A 14,664-nucleotide genomic window follows, 5' to 3' on the forward strand; every position below is an offset into this window, starting at 1 on the left:
CAAGGGGCAGTGCGGGACGACGAGATCAGCGACGGCAGACCACGACCACGCTCATGAGCCCGCACCGTCTTCTGCTCCGGCCGGTGCGTGTCCTCGGCGCTATTCTGGAGGTAGCGCACAAGATGTGCGCACATCATGTGCGAAAGGCCGGTGCATGAGCGCGACGAACATAGAGGTCAACCCCGAGCTGCTGGCCGATGCCATGCGTCTGCTGGGGACCAGGACCAAGAAGGACACGGTCAATACGGCACTGCGGGAGGTCGTCCAGCGTCTGCGGAGGTTGGAGGCGCTTGAGCAGATGACAGCGCGTGCCGCACGAGGTGAACTCGATCCCGCCATTCACGCGTACGAGGCCCGCAAGAGCGCGCAGCGGAGCGGCGCGTGATCGGTTCCTATCTGATCGACACCTCAGGGATCTGGCAGATCCTTCGTGACAGGGACGTCCAGTCCCGGTGGATCGGGCCCATCGAGGCAGGGCTGCTCAAGGTCTGTGCCCCGACCTGTCTCGAGTATCTGTACTCGGCGGAGAGCCCCGCCGGCCGGGACGAGATGGAGGCAGAGCTGGCAACCCTCTTCGCGCGAGTCGCCGTACCCAAGGACGCGTGGCGCTGGGCCGAGAACGCCCAGTACAAGCTCACTCAGAAGGGGCAGCACCGCGGTCCCGGGCCGGTTGATCTGGTGCTGTGCGCCACCGCCGTGCACCACGGTCTCACCCTGCTGCACGCGGACAACGATTTCACCACCGTCTCCCGAGTCCTCCCCGAGCTCGTGGAACGGGACATTCGGCGCGCCGAGTCGTCCCCGCTGGGCTGACCGCGGCACGGCCCGGGGGCTGAGCCCGTTCGACACACCCCGGGCCGAGTCCCGGTCGGTTATTCGGAAGGCCTGTCCTCCTGCGGCGGCAGCTGCGGCGTCGGATGTGCCGTGGGCCGCAACGTCAGCCACAGCAGGAAGAAGACCCCGAGGGCCAGCATGCCCAGCCCGGTCCAGAGGTTGATGTTGACTCCCTCGGCCTTGTCGATCGCCGCGTCGTCGTCCGTGAGTCCGGCGATCGTGACGATGACGCCGTAGATCACGAAGAGCCCGCCGATGATCCGCCGGATGTCGAAGAGCCGGGCGGCGGTCTCGGACTTGCCCTCCAGTTCGGTGACCTCGCGCTGGACGTCCTTCTCGGAGTACCCGGGGCGGCGGGGGTGGTCGGAGTGGTCCGTCATGGTCTGTCGACCTCCGATCGTCAGAGCGAGAACGAGAACGGGATGTAGCAGGCGGCCGCCAGCACGACCGCGCCCCAGCCCAGCAGCGCCGGCTTGCGGTACCACGCGTCGTCACCCTCGGCGGGCGGCTCGGCCATGCCGGGAGAGCGGGTGCCGTAGACCAGCCCCTGGAGGTCCTCCGTCGGCTTGGGCGCCGTGAAGAGGGACACGGCCACCATGACGACCGCGCCGGCCACGAAGCCCGCGATGGCCGAGACGAAGTTCGCGCCCTGGTCGGAGGGGATGCTGATGATGTCTTGTTTGTAGAAGACGAAGTAGTTGATCATCGCTGCCGTTGTGCCTGCCAGGAGGCCCCAGAAGCCCGACTTCATCGACGCCCGCTTCCAGAACATGCCGACGATGAAGACCACGAACATCGGCACGTTGAAGAAGGAGAACAGAGTCTGGAGGTAGCTCATGATGTTGGAGAAGGAGGAGGCGAGGAACGCCGTGCCGATGGACGCCAGGACTCCGATCGCGGTGATCAGGCGGCCGAAGCGGACGTAGTAGGCGTCCTCGCGGTCCGTCACCACGTACTTCGCCCAGATGTCCGTGGTGAACACGGTGTTGAAGGACGAGACGTTCGCCGCCATGCCGGCCATGAAGGCCGCCAGGAGACCGGTCACCGCGATACCGAGGACGCCGTTGGGGAGCAGGCCCTCCATGAGGTAGGGGATGGCGTCGTTGTACTGGTAGCCGGACTCCTCGGTGCCGAAGCCGGGGACCAGGGCGGCGGCGGCGAGGCCGGGGATCATCACCAGGAACACGATGAAGATCTTGGGGAACGCCGCGATCAGCGGGGTGCGCTGGGCCGCTGAGAGGTTCTTCGCGGACAGGGCGCGCTGGACCTCCGCGAAGTTCGTCGTCCAGTAGCCGAAGGAGAGGACGAAGCCGAGGCCGAGGACGATGGTCAGCCAGTTCGCGCCGAGCGGGTTCGCCTCGCCGATGCCGGTGCCGCCCCACGCGGTGACGAAGTCGTCGCCGTGGGACTGCGTCAGCTTGTCCGTCAGGCCGTCCCAGCCGCCGACCTTCTTCAGGGCCAGGATGGTGATCGGGATCAGGGCCGCCAGGATCACGAAGAACTGCAGGACCTCGTTGTAGATCGCCGAGGACAGGCCGCCGAGGGTGATGTACGCCAGGACGAAGAAGCCCGCCACGACGATCGCCACCCACTGGGGCCAGCCCAGCAGGGCCTCGACGACGATCGCGAGGGCGTAGAGGTTCACACCCGCGATCAGGATCGCCGCGAAGGCGAACAGGATCGAACTGAGCAGGTGTGCCGATTTGTCGAAGCGGAGGAGCAGGAACTCCGGTACCGAGCGGACCTTGCTGCCGTAGTAGAAGGGCATCATCACCAGGCCCAGGAAGACCATGGCCGGGATGGCGCCGATCCAGTACCAGTGCACCGTGTACGCGCCGTACTGCGCGCTGTTCGCCGCCATGCCGAGGATCTCGGTCGCCGCCAGGTTGGCGGAGATGAAGGCGAGGCCCGTGACCCAGGCGGGCAGGGAGCGGCCGGAGAGGAAGAAGTCGAGGCTGGTCTTCACCGAGCGGCGGGCGGCGAAGCCGATGCCGAGGACCACGACGAAGTAGATGCCCAGCAGCGTGTAGTCGAGCCAGTTCGTGGGGAGCCGTAGCTCGGCGGCGAGGTGGGTGGGGGTTTGTGTGGGGGTTTGCATAAGTACTCGCTTCGTTGCGCGAACCGATACAGAGCGGAACCTACGCTGTTGCGTTCAGTAATTGAACATGTCGAGTGGCGCCCTTTGTTTGATTGTGATGTTGACGATCGTGGTGGGTTGTGTTTTTCTGTGTTTGGTTATGTTTGATGGAGGCTCGGAGGAGTCTCGCAAAGATCTGAGTGGCTCGAATGGAGTCCGCCGTGAAGAAGACCTCGACCCAGCTGGCCGACGGTCGTGAGCTCGTCTACTACGACCTGCGCGACGACACGGTGCGGGACGCCGTCGACCGTCGTCCGCTGGACCGGACCGTCACGACGTCCGAGGTCCGCCGGGACGAGTTGCTCGGCGACTGTGTCGCCATCGCCTCGCACCGGCAGGGGCGGACCTACCACCCCCCGGCCGACGAGTGCCCGCTGTGCCCCTCCGACGGGGAGCGGCTGAGCGAGATCCCGGACTCGTCGTACGACGTCGTCGTCTTCCAGAACCGCTTTCCCTCGCTCGCCGGTGACTCCGGGCGCTGCGAGGTCGTCTGCTTCACCTCCGACCACAACGCGTCCTTCGCCGACCTGACCGAGGAACAGGCGCGGCTCGTGCTCGACGCGTGGACCGACCGGACCTCCGAGCTGTCATCTCTGCCCTCCGTGGAGCAGGTGTTCTGCTTCGAGAACCGCGGTGCCGAGATCGGGGTGACCCTGGGGCATCCGCACGGGCAGATCTACGCCTACCCGTTCACCACGCCGCGCACCGCCCTGATGCTGCGCTCCGTCGCCGCGCACAAGGACGCCACCGGCGGGGAGAACCTCTTCGACGCCGTGCTGGAGCGTGAGCTCGCCGGCGAGCGGGTCGTCCTGGAGAGTGAACACTGGGTGGCCTTCGTGCCGTACGCCGCGCACTGGCCGTACGAGGTGCACCTGTACCCGAGGAACCGGGTGCCCGATCTGCTCGCGCTCGACGAGGAGGCGCGCTCAGAGTTCCCCAAGGTTTATCTGGAACTCTTGAGGCGCTTCGACCGGATCTTCGGGGAAGGCGAGCCTCCGACGCCGTACATCGCCGCCTGGCACCAGGCGCCGTTCGGGCAGCTGGAGGACTTCGAGGGCGTCGTGCGGGAGGATTTCGCGCTTCACCTCGAGCTTTTCACTATTCGCCGCACTTCCGGCAAGCTGAAGTTTCTCGCGGGTTCCGAGTCCGGCATGAACGTGTTCATCAACGACGTGCCGCCGGAGCGCGCGGCCGAGCGACTGCGAGAGGTAGCGAGTTCATGAGTGGGAAGTACCTGGTCACCGGTGGCGCCGGCTATGTGGGCAGCGTGGTCGCCCGGCATCTGCTGGAGGCGGGTGACGAGGTCGTCGTGCTCGACAACCTCTCCACCGGCTTCCGCGAGGGCGTGCCGGCCGGGGCTTCCTTCATCGAGGGCGACATCCGCGACGCCGCCAAGTGGCTCGACCCCTCCTTCGACGCCGTGCTGCACTTCGCCGCGTTCTCGCAGGTCGGCGAGTCGGTCGTGAAGCCCGAGAAGTACTGGGACAACAACGTCGGCGGCACCATGGCGCTGCTCGGCGCGATGCGGGACGCCGGCGTGCGCAAGCTCGTCTTCTCCTCCACCGCCGCCACCTACGGCGAGCCCGAGGAGGTGCCCATCGTCGAGTCGGCCCCGACGCGGCCCACGAACCCGTACGGCGCCTCCAAGCTCGCCGTCGACCACATGATCACCGGCGAGGCGGCGGCCCACGGGCTCGGCGCCGTGTCGCTCCGCTACTTCAACGTCGCCGGTGCCTACGGCGACTGCGGTGAGCGCCACGACCCCGAGTCGCACCTCATCCCGCTCGTCCTCCAGGTCGCCCAGGGCAGGCGCGACGCGATCTCCGTCTACGGCGACGACTACCCGACGCCCGACGGCACCTGCGTGCGCGACTACATCCACGTCGCCGACCTCGCCGAGGCCCACCTGCTCGCGCTGAAGGCCGCCCGGCCCGGCGAGCACCTCATCTGCAACCTCGGCAACGGCAACGGCTTCTCCGTCCGCCAGGTCATCGAGACCGTCCGACAGGTCACCGGGCACCCGATCCCCGAGGTCGTGGCCCCGCGCCGCGGCGGCGACCCCGCCGTCCTGGTCGCCTCCGCCGACACCGCCCGCGAGCGGCTCGGCTGGAACCCGTCCCGCGCGGACCTCGCGGGGATCGTCGCCGACGCGTGGGAGTTCGCGCAGCGGCGCGGCAAGTAGAACGTACTGAAAGGTCAGGGTCAGGGGATGAGCGTCGACACGGCAGCCGCGGTCGCCGAGCGGTTCAAGGAGCTGTACGGGGCCGAGCCGGAGGGGGTGTGGGCCGCGCCGGGCCGGGTCAACCTCATCGGCGAGCACACCGACTACAACGACGGCTTCGTCATGCCGTTCGCACTGCCGCACACCGCGCTCGCGGCGGTCTCACGACGCGAGGACGGCGTCCTGCGCCTGCACTCGGCGGACGTCGAGGGCGGGGTGGTCGAGCTGCGCGTCGAGGAGCTCGAACCCGAGTCGGACCGGAACTGGACGGCGTACCCGTCGGGTGTGGTCTGGGCCCTGCGCGCGGCCGGGCACGCGGTGACCGGCGCCGACATCCATCTGTCCTCGACGGTCCCGGCGGGCGCGGGCCTGTCGTCGTCGGCGGCCCTGGAGGTCGTGGTCGCGCTCGCGCTCAACGACCTGTACGACCTCGGCCAGAAGGGCTGGCAGCTGGCCCGGCTGTGCCAGCGCGCCGAGAACGTGTACGTCGGCGCCCCGGTCGGGATCATGGACCAGACGGCGTCGGCGTGCTGCGAGGCCGGCCACGCCCTGTTCCTCGACACCCGGGACCTCTCCCAGAAGCAGATCCCCTTCGACCTCGCGGCCCTGGGCCTGCGCCTGCTGGTCGTCGACACCCAGGTCAAGCACTCCCACAGCGAGGGCGAGTACGGCAAGCGCCGCGCGGGCTGCGAGAAGGGCGCGGCGCTGCTCGGCGTGGACGCCCTGCGGGACGTCGCCTACGACGACCTGGGCGCCGCGCTGGAGCGGCTCGGCGACGAGGAGGAGGTGCGCCGCCTGGTGCGCCACGTCGTCACCGAGGACGAGCGCGTCGAGCGGGTCGTCGCCCTGCTGGAGTCCGGCGAGACCAGGGCGATCGGCCCGGTCCTGACCGAGGGCCACGCCTCCCTGCGGGACGACTTCCAGGTCTCCTGCCCCGAGCTGGACCTCGTCGTGGAGTCGGCGAACACGGCCGGCGCCCTGGGCGCCCGCATGACCGGCGGCGGCTTCGGCGGCTCCGCGATCGTGCTGGCCGAGGCGGCCGACGTCGAGACCGTCACCAAGGCGGTCGAAGAGGCTTTCGCGGCAGCCGGGTTCACGGCACCGAGGGTCTTCGAGGCGGTACCGGCGGCGGGGGCTCGGCGGGTCGGCTGAGCGAGGTGTGAAGGTCGGGGCCGTTCCTAGGGGAGCGGCCCCGTTCGCGTGCCCGGGCGGATGTTTCCCGCGCGGGAGAGGAGCAGGGGGAGTGCACCCGCCCTCGGGCGGCGGTAGGGGCGGTCGGGGCGGGCCGGGCGGCGGTGGAGGGCCAGAAGGGCGCCGACGAGGGTCAGGGCCAGATGGGCGGTCAGGGGGGCCGCCGTTCCGTAGTGGGCGCGGAAGCGGGCGCGCAGGTGCCGGATCCGGGTGGCCAGGTCGCTGAGGGAGAAGGCGTGCAGGCCGGCGCTGGTGGTGAGGCCGTCGGCGCGGTCGAGGGGCAGGTCGTGCAGGTCGTCGAGGAGTTGGAAGACGTACCCCAGCTCGGTGAGCAGGGCGCGTTCCGCCGCTGACATGCCGGGGCGGAGCAGGGACAGCAGGGCGACCATGCCGAGGCCGCCCTTTCCCCTGGTGATCTCCAGGACCTCCGGCAGGGGCAGACGCGGGTCGCGCTGGGCCCGGGAGCGCAGCTGGAAGGTGTGCAGTTCCCGCAGGAGGGGATGGACCGGGTCGTCGGGCGGATGGGGCAGGCGTACGGCGATGGCGTCGTGCAGCAGGAGCAGCAGTTCCTCCAGGCGGCTGTGCGGGGCGAAGGGCTGGCCCGCGAACAGGGACGCCAGGTCCCGGTCCAGGCCCTCGCGGTCGCCGTGGTCGACGAGGTCGTCGTAGAGGCGGGTGAACGAGCTGCCCAGGACGGCCAGTTCGGCGTCGAAGGGCACGCGGGCCATGGACGCGTATCCCCACAGGGCGAAGCCCACCTTCACGCCGGTGCTGAGCAGCGTCGCGTGGATCCGGCTCCGCTCCTCGGCGTCCGGCACCGTGCGGTGGACGAGCGGGAGCACCGCGCGGTCGTAGGCGGGCCCCAACTGCCGGGAGTCGACGCACAGGAACCGGACGAGCGAACCCCATCCCCGCGCCGTGACCGCACACCGCAGGACCGCCACCGCATCACGTCGTGTGTCGCTCCTGGCCTCCCCCATGCCGTGAAGCCTTACCGTGGCCCAGCGCGCGTAGTCCATCCGGATGCGCGCCGTGCGCCCCTCGCGCGTCCGACAGGGGGGTGACGTCGCGCGGCGTTCGGGTACGGTCTGAACGGGGGAACAACCGGTCCGGAATGGACGGTCGGATGTGGAGACTTCACCAGGAGCAGTCGAACCGTCAGGCCTGCCCGGCGGCCGTCGGGGCGCCGTGCCACGGCCTGACCTGCAAGTGCCGCTTTATCCGCCGGGCTCACGACCGGCGGCCCTGGCCAGAGCACTGCTCGTACGGCTGCGCACGCCCGGCTTCGCCGAGGCGCAACGGGCGACGCGGCGGGGTTTCGCCCTGATCCTGGTGCTCTGGGCCGCCGCGCAGTTCGCGGTCGGACCCGGGGCGCGGCCCTACCTGACGTGGACCGCCGCGGCACTGACGCTGTGGCTGCTGGCCCGGGTGTTCGCGCTGGGCAGGACCGAGAAGCGGCAGCGCCAGTACGAGCAGCGGTGGCTCGCGGGACAGACCGCGACCCTGCGGGACACCTGGTTCGAGGTCGTGCGCTGCACGGTGCGGCACCGGCAGGGGCCGGGGCAGGACGGCTGGGGCGAGTCGAGCTACGAGCTGGCGTCCCGCGACCATGTGCGTGAACTCCTCGCCCGGCAGGCGGCGGAGCGGAAGTCGGGCCGGTCGTCGAAGGTGACCGTCGAGTTCCGGTTCGCGCTGCCCGGTCGGCAGTACGAGGCGCTGGCGGCGGCGCACGCGGACCTCACGGACGTCGAACTGGTCGTCGCCGCCCGGCAGTTGCCCTTCGGCAAGGTCCGCTTCCCCGCCGCCGCGTACCACGCCGAGACCCCGCCCGGCCGGAAGGGCGGGTACTGGCCGAGCCGCACCACCTTCTGGGTCCTGGGCGAACCCCTGCTCCACACGGCGTCCCCGGACGGGTTGCCCGCCGCTCCGGCCGACTCGTCAGCCGGCGGCCGACTGATCGGCTGACCCCCGCGGCGCCGGGGAACCCGCCGGACGGGCCGCGGCCAGGTGGTGCTGGAGGCTGGCGTGCCGGAACTGGTAGTGCGCGCCCGTGGAGCGCAGCACGCCCAGCCGGTACGCGTCGTCGAGGAAGGTGACCAGGTGCCAGGGCGTACGGCGGTGCCAGGCCAGCCACCACCGGGCCGTGTTGAAGTGGCCCCAGGCGCTGGTCGACAGCACGACCATGCCGAGCCCGGCCCCGGCGAGCAGCGCGCCGACCAGGGCGCCGACCACGCCCGTCGTCGCGGGGGACGCCGAGAACACCAGGTCGTAGCGCGCCTTGTGGATCCCGGCCGTGGCGAGGAAACCGCCCACGGCGGCGCCCGCCAGGGAGCCGAACAGCCACGCGTAGAGCACCGCGTCACGGTCGTCCCGCAGTGACCTTCGGGGGGTGATCGCGTGCTTCGGCTCGGTGGGGCGGGTGAACCGGCGCGCGGTCGCGAAGACGACACCGAAGGCGAGCCCGGCCGCGATCCCGTACGTCACGGAGTACAGCAGTCCGGCGATCAGCCCGCCGGTGACCAGCCCGATCAGGCCGAAGCCGAGGTCGAGCAGCAGGGGGCGCAGCACCAGACGGGGCTGCTGTGCGGTGCGGCGGGGCACGAAGCGCCGGGGTGGCTCGGTGCGCAGCAGACCGAGCAGCGGGCTGAAGACGACGCCGACGCCCGCGCCGAAGAGGGCGCCGAACGCGGGCCGCCCGAAGAGGCCGAACAGCAGCAGGCCGAGGAGACAGCAGCTCACCGTGCCGATCACACCGGGGACCACGACGAACGGGTAGCGGGGCACCCCGGCCAGCCCGCGCAGTTCCCACCAGCTCAGGTCCACGGCACCGTGCTCGCCGTCGCGGCGCCGGGAGTCCAGCCGGGACGCGAGAAACCGGAGGTACCCGAGGGCCGCGGGCGCCGGCCAGTAGCGGGCGGGCCGGCCCGGATTGCCGTCGTCCGCCCCGACGGGCGGTGACTCGAAGACGACGGGGACGAACATGTCGAGCAGATACGCCTCGACCGCCTCGCTCGTGCCGAACCGTCCGGAGTCCAGCAGGTCCGCCGGGGTGCTGCCGCGGGGCTGGTAGGTGGCGCGGGTCAGGAACAGCATCAACGGCCGGGACAGGGCCGTGGCCAGCGGTCCCGTCGGATCGGTGCGCAGGCTGGTCAGGACCGGTTCCCAGCGCTCCAGGTCGTCGGGGAAGTGGGACTCCAGATAGGTGACGGTGTCCTCGGCCGCGACCGGCAGCAGCCGTACGACACGGGTGTCCGGCAGCGGCTCCTCGGCCGTCGTCGCGTGGAACTCCTCGGTACGGCAGGTCAGGACGGTGTCCGTGGGCAGGTGGGTGTTCTCCCGCAGCGCGCGCAGCACCTGGCCCCGCGCCTCGGGAGGCAGTTCGTCGAGGCCGTCGAGGAGCGGCAGCAGCCGGCGGTGGACGAGGAGTTCCCTGGCCGCGCCGCTGCCGTACTTCGTGGTGTCGCCGAGGAAGCCGTAGTCCTCGGTGAGTCGGCTCACGATCCAGTCCTGGAAGCTCGTCTCCGGGTCCCAGGCGGACAGTTGGAGCAGTACGGGGACGCGGCGCGGGTCGCCCCGGCGGCACAGCGCGAGGGTCAGATCGACACACAGGCCCGTCTTGCCGGAGCCCGCGTCACCGACGACGACCAGGCGGGAGGGGTGGGCGAGGTAGTCGTCGATCAGGGCGTCGAGCGAGCCCTGGCGGGCCGCCGGGCCGTCGGCCGTGCCCGCGGGCGGGCGGGAGCGGGGTTCGCGGACGGTGTCCCACAGCACGGGGATGCGGTCCACGGCGAGATGCTGCTTGCGGCGGCCTGCCTCGGTCGTCCAGTGCCGCTCGATAGCGTGGTTCAACGCGGCCGCCGCGGCGTCGAGCTGGGCACCCTCGCTGCGCTCCGCGTTCCACGCCCAGGTGCGCTGGACGAGGGATCTGGCCGGTGAGGCGATGAGCAGCGTCCCGCCGATCCCCAGGGCCGCCGTCACTGGCTCCAGTCCGAACCGGATCACCGCCCAGACGGCCACGGCGATCCCGGCCAGCCAGAGAGCCATGGTCCACCGCTCTCTGCTCGTCATGCAGTCATGAAATCCCAACTCCACCTGGCCGTCCATAGGGTGACGGATCATCGCCGGAGCCGGGACCCAGATGTTTGGTCAGTGTGTACTCCGTGATCCCCGGCGGATAGTCCGGGATCACGCACACCACGTCGTACCCCTGCTTCTTGTAGAACTCCGGCGCCTGGAAGTCCCACGTCTCCAGGCGTACGGCGGTGCAGCCCCGTTCGTCGCGGGCCGTGCGCTCGGCGTGCGCGAGCAGTCGCGAACCGAGGCGGGCGCCGCGGTGCCGTTCGTCGACCCAGAGGTACGTGACATGGAGCCAGGTGGTCCAGGTGTGCCCGACGAGCCCGCCCGCCACGGCGCCGGTGTCGTCCAGCGCCCAGACCTGGAGCGGACGTTCGCGTTCACCTGGGGTTCCGCGCAGGGCGCGCAGGATCGGGGAGGCCGCGGTGTTGGTGTCCCGCAGCCGCCGACGGAGCAGATCGTGCCGTGATTTGTCGACTTCTGTCTCCAGACGAAACATGCGGCTCACCATAAACGCGTCGGCGAACCAGTTCTGCGAATTACCTTCCGCTCCTGCCGCCCGGCCGTACTCTGATGAACGGCACCGGTGGGGGCCGGTGCTGATCAGGGGGCGAGACAGGTCGGGTTCGACGCCCGAAGTGGGGGTATCGGTTTCCGCACGGCGGCGGTCGTGCGGCCATCCGCGCTTCGGGCGTCGTGCCCGCGACGGTGTTCGTCTCCCGGTGTCGTCCTCATGACGATGGGGTATCCCCTGCTCTTCGGGAGCTTGGGGAAGGGGGTTTCGTGGTTCGCATCCGAGTCCTGGTCGTCGACGACCATCGCATCTTCGCCGAGTCGCTCGCCGCCGCGCTGGCGGCCGAGCCCGACGTCGACGTCTCCGCCGCCGGCAGCGGTCCGGCGGCGCTGCGCAGCCTGGAGCGGGCGGCCGCCGAGGGGCGTCGGTTCGACGTGCTCCTCGTCGACGCCGACCTGGGCGGCAACGTCCAGGGCATCCGCCCCGCCGTGCCGGTCCAGGAGGTCGGCGAGGACGGGCTCGTCGACGGCATCTCGCTCGTCGCCGGGGTCCGTACCGCGCAGCCCGCGGTACGGATCGTCGTCCTCGCCGAGAAGGACGATCCGCGCCGGGCCGCGCTCGCCCTCCAGGCCGGGGCCTCCGGGTGGGTGGCCAAGGACTGCTCGCTGTCCCGGCTGCTCACCGTCATCCGCGGGGTGCTGCGCGACGAGACCCATCTGCCGCCCGCCCTGCTCACGGGCGTCCTGCGCGAGCTGACGGCCGCGCGCAAGCACCGGACCGAGAGCGAGCGGCTGGTGGAGTCGCTGACCCCGCGCGAGCGCGAAGTCCTGCGCTGCATGGTCGCCGGCCTCGGCCGCAAGGCCGTCGCCGAACGCCTCTACCTCTCCCCCCACACCGTCCGCACCCACATGCAGAACGTCCTCGGCAAACTGGGCGTCCACTCGACCCTCGCCGCGGTCGCGCTCGCGCGCCGGGCGGGGGTGGGGCCGGTGGATCTGACCGGGGATGTGGTCGAACGGGGCGGTCAGTTGGCGTAGGGCGGCTGGACCTGGACCTGGACCTGGCTTCGGGGGCGGGGCGAGCAGCCGCGCCGGGGTGTTGTCGGCCGGCTGCCGCGGCAGGTCGGCGAAGACCTCGGCGGTGTCGTCGAGGCCGCATCGGGGGCCGCGAGGCCGGAGCACGGCGCGCCGTGCAGGGGCCGAGCCGGGCCGGGAGAGCCTGTCGGAGACCGGCAGTGCGGCCGGTTCGCGAGGCGAACTGCGGCCGGGTCGATGACGCGTCTCGCGTGAAGCCCCCGCTGGGACACGGGCGACGGCATCGCGCCGGGCGCTGGGGTGCGGGGAGGTGTCCCGGAGGCCGAGTGCGCGCTCCGCGGTCGCCGGGGCCCGTCGCTGCTCGGCCTGTCCGGCGGATGCGGCCCAGCAGGGCGGCCAGTCCGCCGGCAGCCCGGACCTGCCACCACGCCGGCACGGCGGAACTCGGTGAGGCCCCTGCCGACGCCCTACCCGGGGATGTTGTCGAACGGCGCCGTCAGCTGCCGCAGCAGGCCCGCCAGTTCGCCGCGCTGGGCCCGGGAGAGTTCCGCGAGGATCGCGCGCTCCTGGTCGAGCAGACCCGCGAGCGCCTGATCCGCCCGGTCGCGGCCCTCGGGGGTGAGGCGGACCAGGACTCCGCGTCGGTCGCTGGGGTCGGGGAGGCGTTCCACCAGGCCCTTCTTGGCCAGGCGGTCGATGCGGTTCGTCATCGTGCCCGAGGTGACCAGGGTCTGGGTGAGGAGCTGGCCGGGGGAGAGCTGGTACGGCGTTCCCGCGCGGCGGAGCGCGGTCAGTACGTCGAACTCCCAGGGCTCCAGGCTGTGCTCGGAGAAGGCCAGCCGCCGTGCGCGGTCCAGATGCCGGGCCAGTCTGCTGACCCGGCTGAGTACCTCGAGCGGTTCCACGTCGAGGTCCGGGCGCTCCCGGCGCCACGCTGCGACCAGCCGATCGACCTCGTCCTCCATGACGATCAGTGTAGTGGTTGTGTCGACATGAAGTCTCTTGACGTCAAGATATCTGGAAGGGCAGGCTGGAGAACGACCGACCGAGCGTCAGGAGGCCTCCCCATGTCCGCCGCCGCCCCCACCTGGGACCCCGCCCAGTACCTGCGTCACGCCGGCCACCGGGCCCGCCCCTTCGTCGACCTCCTCGCCCAGATCCCCGACCTCCCCGGCGACCACCCCCGCGTCGCCGACCTCGGCTGCGGACCCGGCAACGTCACCGCCCTGCTCGCCGAACGCTGGCCCGGCGCCCGCATCACCGGCTACGACAACTCCGCCGAGATGCTCGACAAGGCCCACGTCGAGCACGAGGGCCCCACCCCGGGCGGCGGCCGCCTCGACTTCGCCCACGCCGACGTACGGACCTGGACGCCCGACGAGCCGTACGACCTGATCGTCAGCAATGCCACGCTGCAGTGGGTGCCGGACCATGTGGAGCGTTTCGGCGCCTGGGTGGCCGGCCTGCGGCCAGGCGGCACCTTCGCCTTCCAGGTCCCCGGCAACTTCGACGCCCCCAGCCACCGCCTGATGCGCGACCTCGCCCACCGCCACGGCCTCACCGACACCCTGCGCCACGACGACGCCGTCCTGGCCCCGCGGGACTACCTCGCCCGCCTCACCGACCTCGGCTGCGTCGCGGACGTCTGGGAGACGACGTACGTCCACCTCCTGACCGGCGACGACCCGGTCCTGGACTGGGTGAAGGGCACCGGCCTGCGACCGGTCCTCACCGCCCTCGCCGACGAACCCGAGGCGCGGGACGCCTTCCTCGACGACTACCGGGCGGCCCTGCGCGCGGCCTACCCGACCGGGGCGCACGGCACGCCGTTCCCGTTCCGCCGCATCTTCGCCGTGGCCCGCAGGGGAGCGTGATGATCACCGCCGTCGACCACGTCCAGCTCACGGCCCCGCCCGGCACGGAGGGGCGGCTGCGGGCGTACTACGCGGGCGTCCTCGGAATGACGGAGATCCCCAAGCCGCCCGCGCTCGCCGCGCGCGGGGGCTGCTGGTTCCAGGCGGGCCGTGTGCAACTGCACCTCGGCATCGAGAAGGACTTCCGGCCTGCCAAGAAGGCCCACCCCGGGTTGCGCGTCACCGGGATCGAGACGTACGCCGCCCGGCTGGCGGCCCGGGGAGCGGTCGTCACCTGGGACGAGCACCTGCCGGGGCATCGGCGGTTCTACTCCTACGACCCCGTGGGGAACCGACTGGAGTTCCTGGAGCCCATCGGCTGACAGGCCGTGCTCGGGCGACTCAGCCCCAGCAGGCGCCTGACCTCCTCGTGCGGGATGCCCTCTCCGAGCGTGCCCTCGGCCTTGCGTCGCCGGTAGTCGGCGACCGCCAACGCGTGTTCGAGATCCTCGATCACCTGGGTTCCCCCTCGTGGTCGCTGTTTGAGTGCCCCGGCGCAGGGTCACCCGATCGATGACCCCGACGTCGACCTCGCGAGGAGTGAGGAACGTGGCGAAGGAAGAGAAGACCCGCGCGAAGAAGGAACAGGTCAAGGGCAAGGCCAAGGAAGCCATGGGCCGGATGGCCGGCAACGAGCGGATGACCGCCGAGGGCAAGACCGACCAGATGAAGGGCGACGCCCGGCAGGCGAAGGAGAAGGGGAAGGACACCTTCAAGCACTGAGGGCCAGGCACTGAGGGCGCCCC

The 14,664-nt window shown here is 71.1% G+C and carries 16 protein-coding genes; 10 read left to right on the top strand and 6 right to left on the bottom strand.

All coding sequences use genetic code 11. From position 1 onward, the window contains the following. Window positions 1-154 precede the first annotated feature (154 nt). Entirely contained in the window at window positions 155-385 is a 231-nt protein-coding gene (locus ACFZBP_RS23745; protein ID WP_356571488.1) for a type II toxin-antitoxin system VapB family antitoxin, read from the top strand. Beyond that, window positions 385-813 carry a PIN domain-containing protein gene (locus tag ACFZBP_RS23750; RefSeq protein WP_391416100.1) on the top strand — a complete coding sequence of 143 codons (429 nt, stop codon included), beginning with the start codon at window positions 385-387 and terminating at the stop codon, window positions 811-813. Before ACFZBP_RS23745 ends, ACFZBP_RS23750 begins: the two co-directional genes overlap by 1 nt. 59 nt (window positions 814-872) lie before the next feature. Here ACFZBP_RS23750 and ACFZBP_RS23755 read toward each other — a convergent pair whose 3' ends face one another. Further along, entirely contained in the window at window positions 873-1,214 is a 342-nt protein-coding gene (locus ACFZBP_RS23755) for a hypothetical protein (protein ID WP_391415884.1), read from the bottom strand. Window positions 1,215-1,234: 20 nt separating this feature from the next. Beyond that, entirely contained in the window at window positions 1,235-2,932 is a 1,698-nt protein-coding gene (locus tag ACFZBP_RS23760; protein WP_391415886.1) for a sodium/solute symporter, read from the bottom strand. Between the two features lie 200 nt (window positions 2,933-3,132). On the opposite strand from ACFZBP_RS23760, the gene galT reads away from it, so the two are divergent. From galT to galK, 3 genes are read left to right on the top strand one after another with little or no spacing between them, the layout of a single operon-like run. Further along, complete coding sequence (galT, locus tag ACFZBP_RS23765) at window positions 3,133-4,194, top strand: galactose-1-phosphate uridylyltransferase (protein ID WP_391415888.1); 1,062 nt, start codon at window positions 3,133-3,135, stop codon at window positions 4,192-4,194. Beyond that, window positions 4,191-5,153, top strand: coding sequence for a UDP-glucose 4-epimerase GalE (gene galE, locus ACFZBP_RS23770; RefSeq protein ID WP_391415891.1), 963 nt, complete (start codon window positions 4,191-4,193; stop codon window positions 5,151-5,153). The genes galT and galE overlap by 4 nt, the downstream gene beginning before the upstream one ends. A gap of 27 nt (window positions 5,154-5,180) precedes the next feature. Next, window positions 5,181-6,344: a galactokinase gene (galK, locus tag ACFZBP_RS23775; protein ID WP_391415892.1), complete on the top strand. Its 1,164-nt coding sequence runs from the start codon at window positions 5,181-5,183 to the stop codon at window positions 6,342-6,344. A 26-nt stretch (window positions 6,345-6,370) separates the two neighbouring features. Here the strand turns inward: galK and ACFZBP_RS23780 are convergent, their stop codons facing one another. Then, window positions 6,371-7,363, bottom strand: a complete 993-nt coding sequence (locus tag ACFZBP_RS23780; protein ID WP_391415895.1) for a hypothetical protein — start codon at window positions 7,361-7,363, stop codon at window positions 6,371-6,373. Window positions 7,364-7,592: 229 nt separating this feature from the next. Here ACFZBP_RS23780 and ACFZBP_RS23785 point away from each other — a divergent pair, with 229 nt between their 5' ends. Beyond that, window positions 7,593-8,348 carry a hypothetical protein gene (locus ACFZBP_RS23785; protein ID WP_391415898.1) on the top strand — a complete coding sequence of 252 codons (756 nt, stop codon included), beginning with the start codon at window positions 7,593-7,595 and terminating at the stop codon, window positions 8,346-8,348. On the opposite strand, the gene ACFZBP_RS23790 is transcribed toward ACFZBP_RS23785, so the two are convergent. Further along, window positions 8,322-10,451 (bottom strand): NACHT domain-containing protein, encoded by a 2,130-nt coding sequence (locus tag ACFZBP_RS23790; protein ID WP_391415900.1) that lies wholly within the window; start codon window positions 10,449-10,451, stop codon window positions 8,322-8,324. The two genes, ACFZBP_RS23785 and ACFZBP_RS23790, sit on opposite strands and share 27 nt — an antisense overlap. A 4-nt stretch (window positions 10,452-10,455) precedes the next feature. Continuing rightward, window positions 10,456-10,968 (bottom strand): GNAT family N-acetyltransferase, encoded by a 513-nt coding sequence (locus ACFZBP_RS23795; RefSeq protein WP_391415902.1) that lies wholly within the window; start codon window positions 10,966-10,968, stop codon window positions 10,456-10,458. Between the two features lie 272 nt (window positions 10,969-11,240). Between ACFZBP_RS23795 and ACFZBP_RS23800 the strand changes: the two genes are divergently transcribed. Further along, window positions 11,241-12,008 (top strand): LuxR C-terminal-related transcriptional regulator, encoded by a 768-nt coding sequence (locus ACFZBP_RS23800; RefSeq protein ID WP_383448113.1) that lies wholly within the window; start codon window positions 11,241-11,243, stop codon window positions 12,006-12,008. 464 nt (window positions 12,009-12,472) lie between these two features. Here ACFZBP_RS23800 and tamR read toward each other — a convergent pair whose 3' ends face one another. Further along, window positions 12,473-12,970, bottom strand: a complete 498-nt coding sequence (gene tamR, locus ACFZBP_RS23805; RefSeq protein WP_062722200.1) for a MarR family transcriptional regulator TamR — start codon at window positions 12,968-12,970, stop codon at window positions 12,473-12,475. Between the two features lie 102 nt (window positions 12,971-13,072). On the opposite strand from tamR, the gene ACFZBP_RS23810 reads away from it, so the two are divergent. The 3 genes from ACFZBP_RS23810 to ACFZBP_RS23820 all read left to right on the top strand — a co-directional run bounded on the left by ACFZBP_RS23810 (window position 13,073) and on the right by ACFZBP_RS23820 (window position 14,641). After that, window positions 13,073-13,879: a trans-aconitate 2-methyltransferase gene (locus ACFZBP_RS23810; protein WP_391415905.1), complete on the top strand. Its 807-nt coding sequence runs from the start codon at window positions 13,073-13,075 to the stop codon at window positions 13,877-13,879. Further along, window positions 13,879-14,241, top strand: a complete 363-nt coding sequence (locus ACFZBP_RS23815) for a VOC family protein (protein ID WP_391415907.1) — start codon at window positions 13,879-13,881, stop codon at window positions 14,239-14,241. The genes ACFZBP_RS23810 and ACFZBP_RS23815 overlap by 1 nt, the downstream gene beginning before the upstream one ends. Before the next feature lie 226 nt (window positions 14,242-14,467). Beyond that, on the top strand, window positions 14,468-14,641 hold the full coding sequence (locus tag ACFZBP_RS23820) for a CsbD family protein (RefSeq protein ID WP_383448130.1): 174 nt from the start codon (window positions 14,468-14,470) through the stop codon (window positions 14,639-14,641). Window positions 14,642-14,664: the final 23 nt, after the last annotated feature.

The organism is Streptomyces sp. NPDC008086 (assembly GCF_042957325.1).
Lineage (GTDB): Bacteria > Actinomycetota > Actinomycetes > Streptomycetales > Streptomycetaceae > Streptomyces.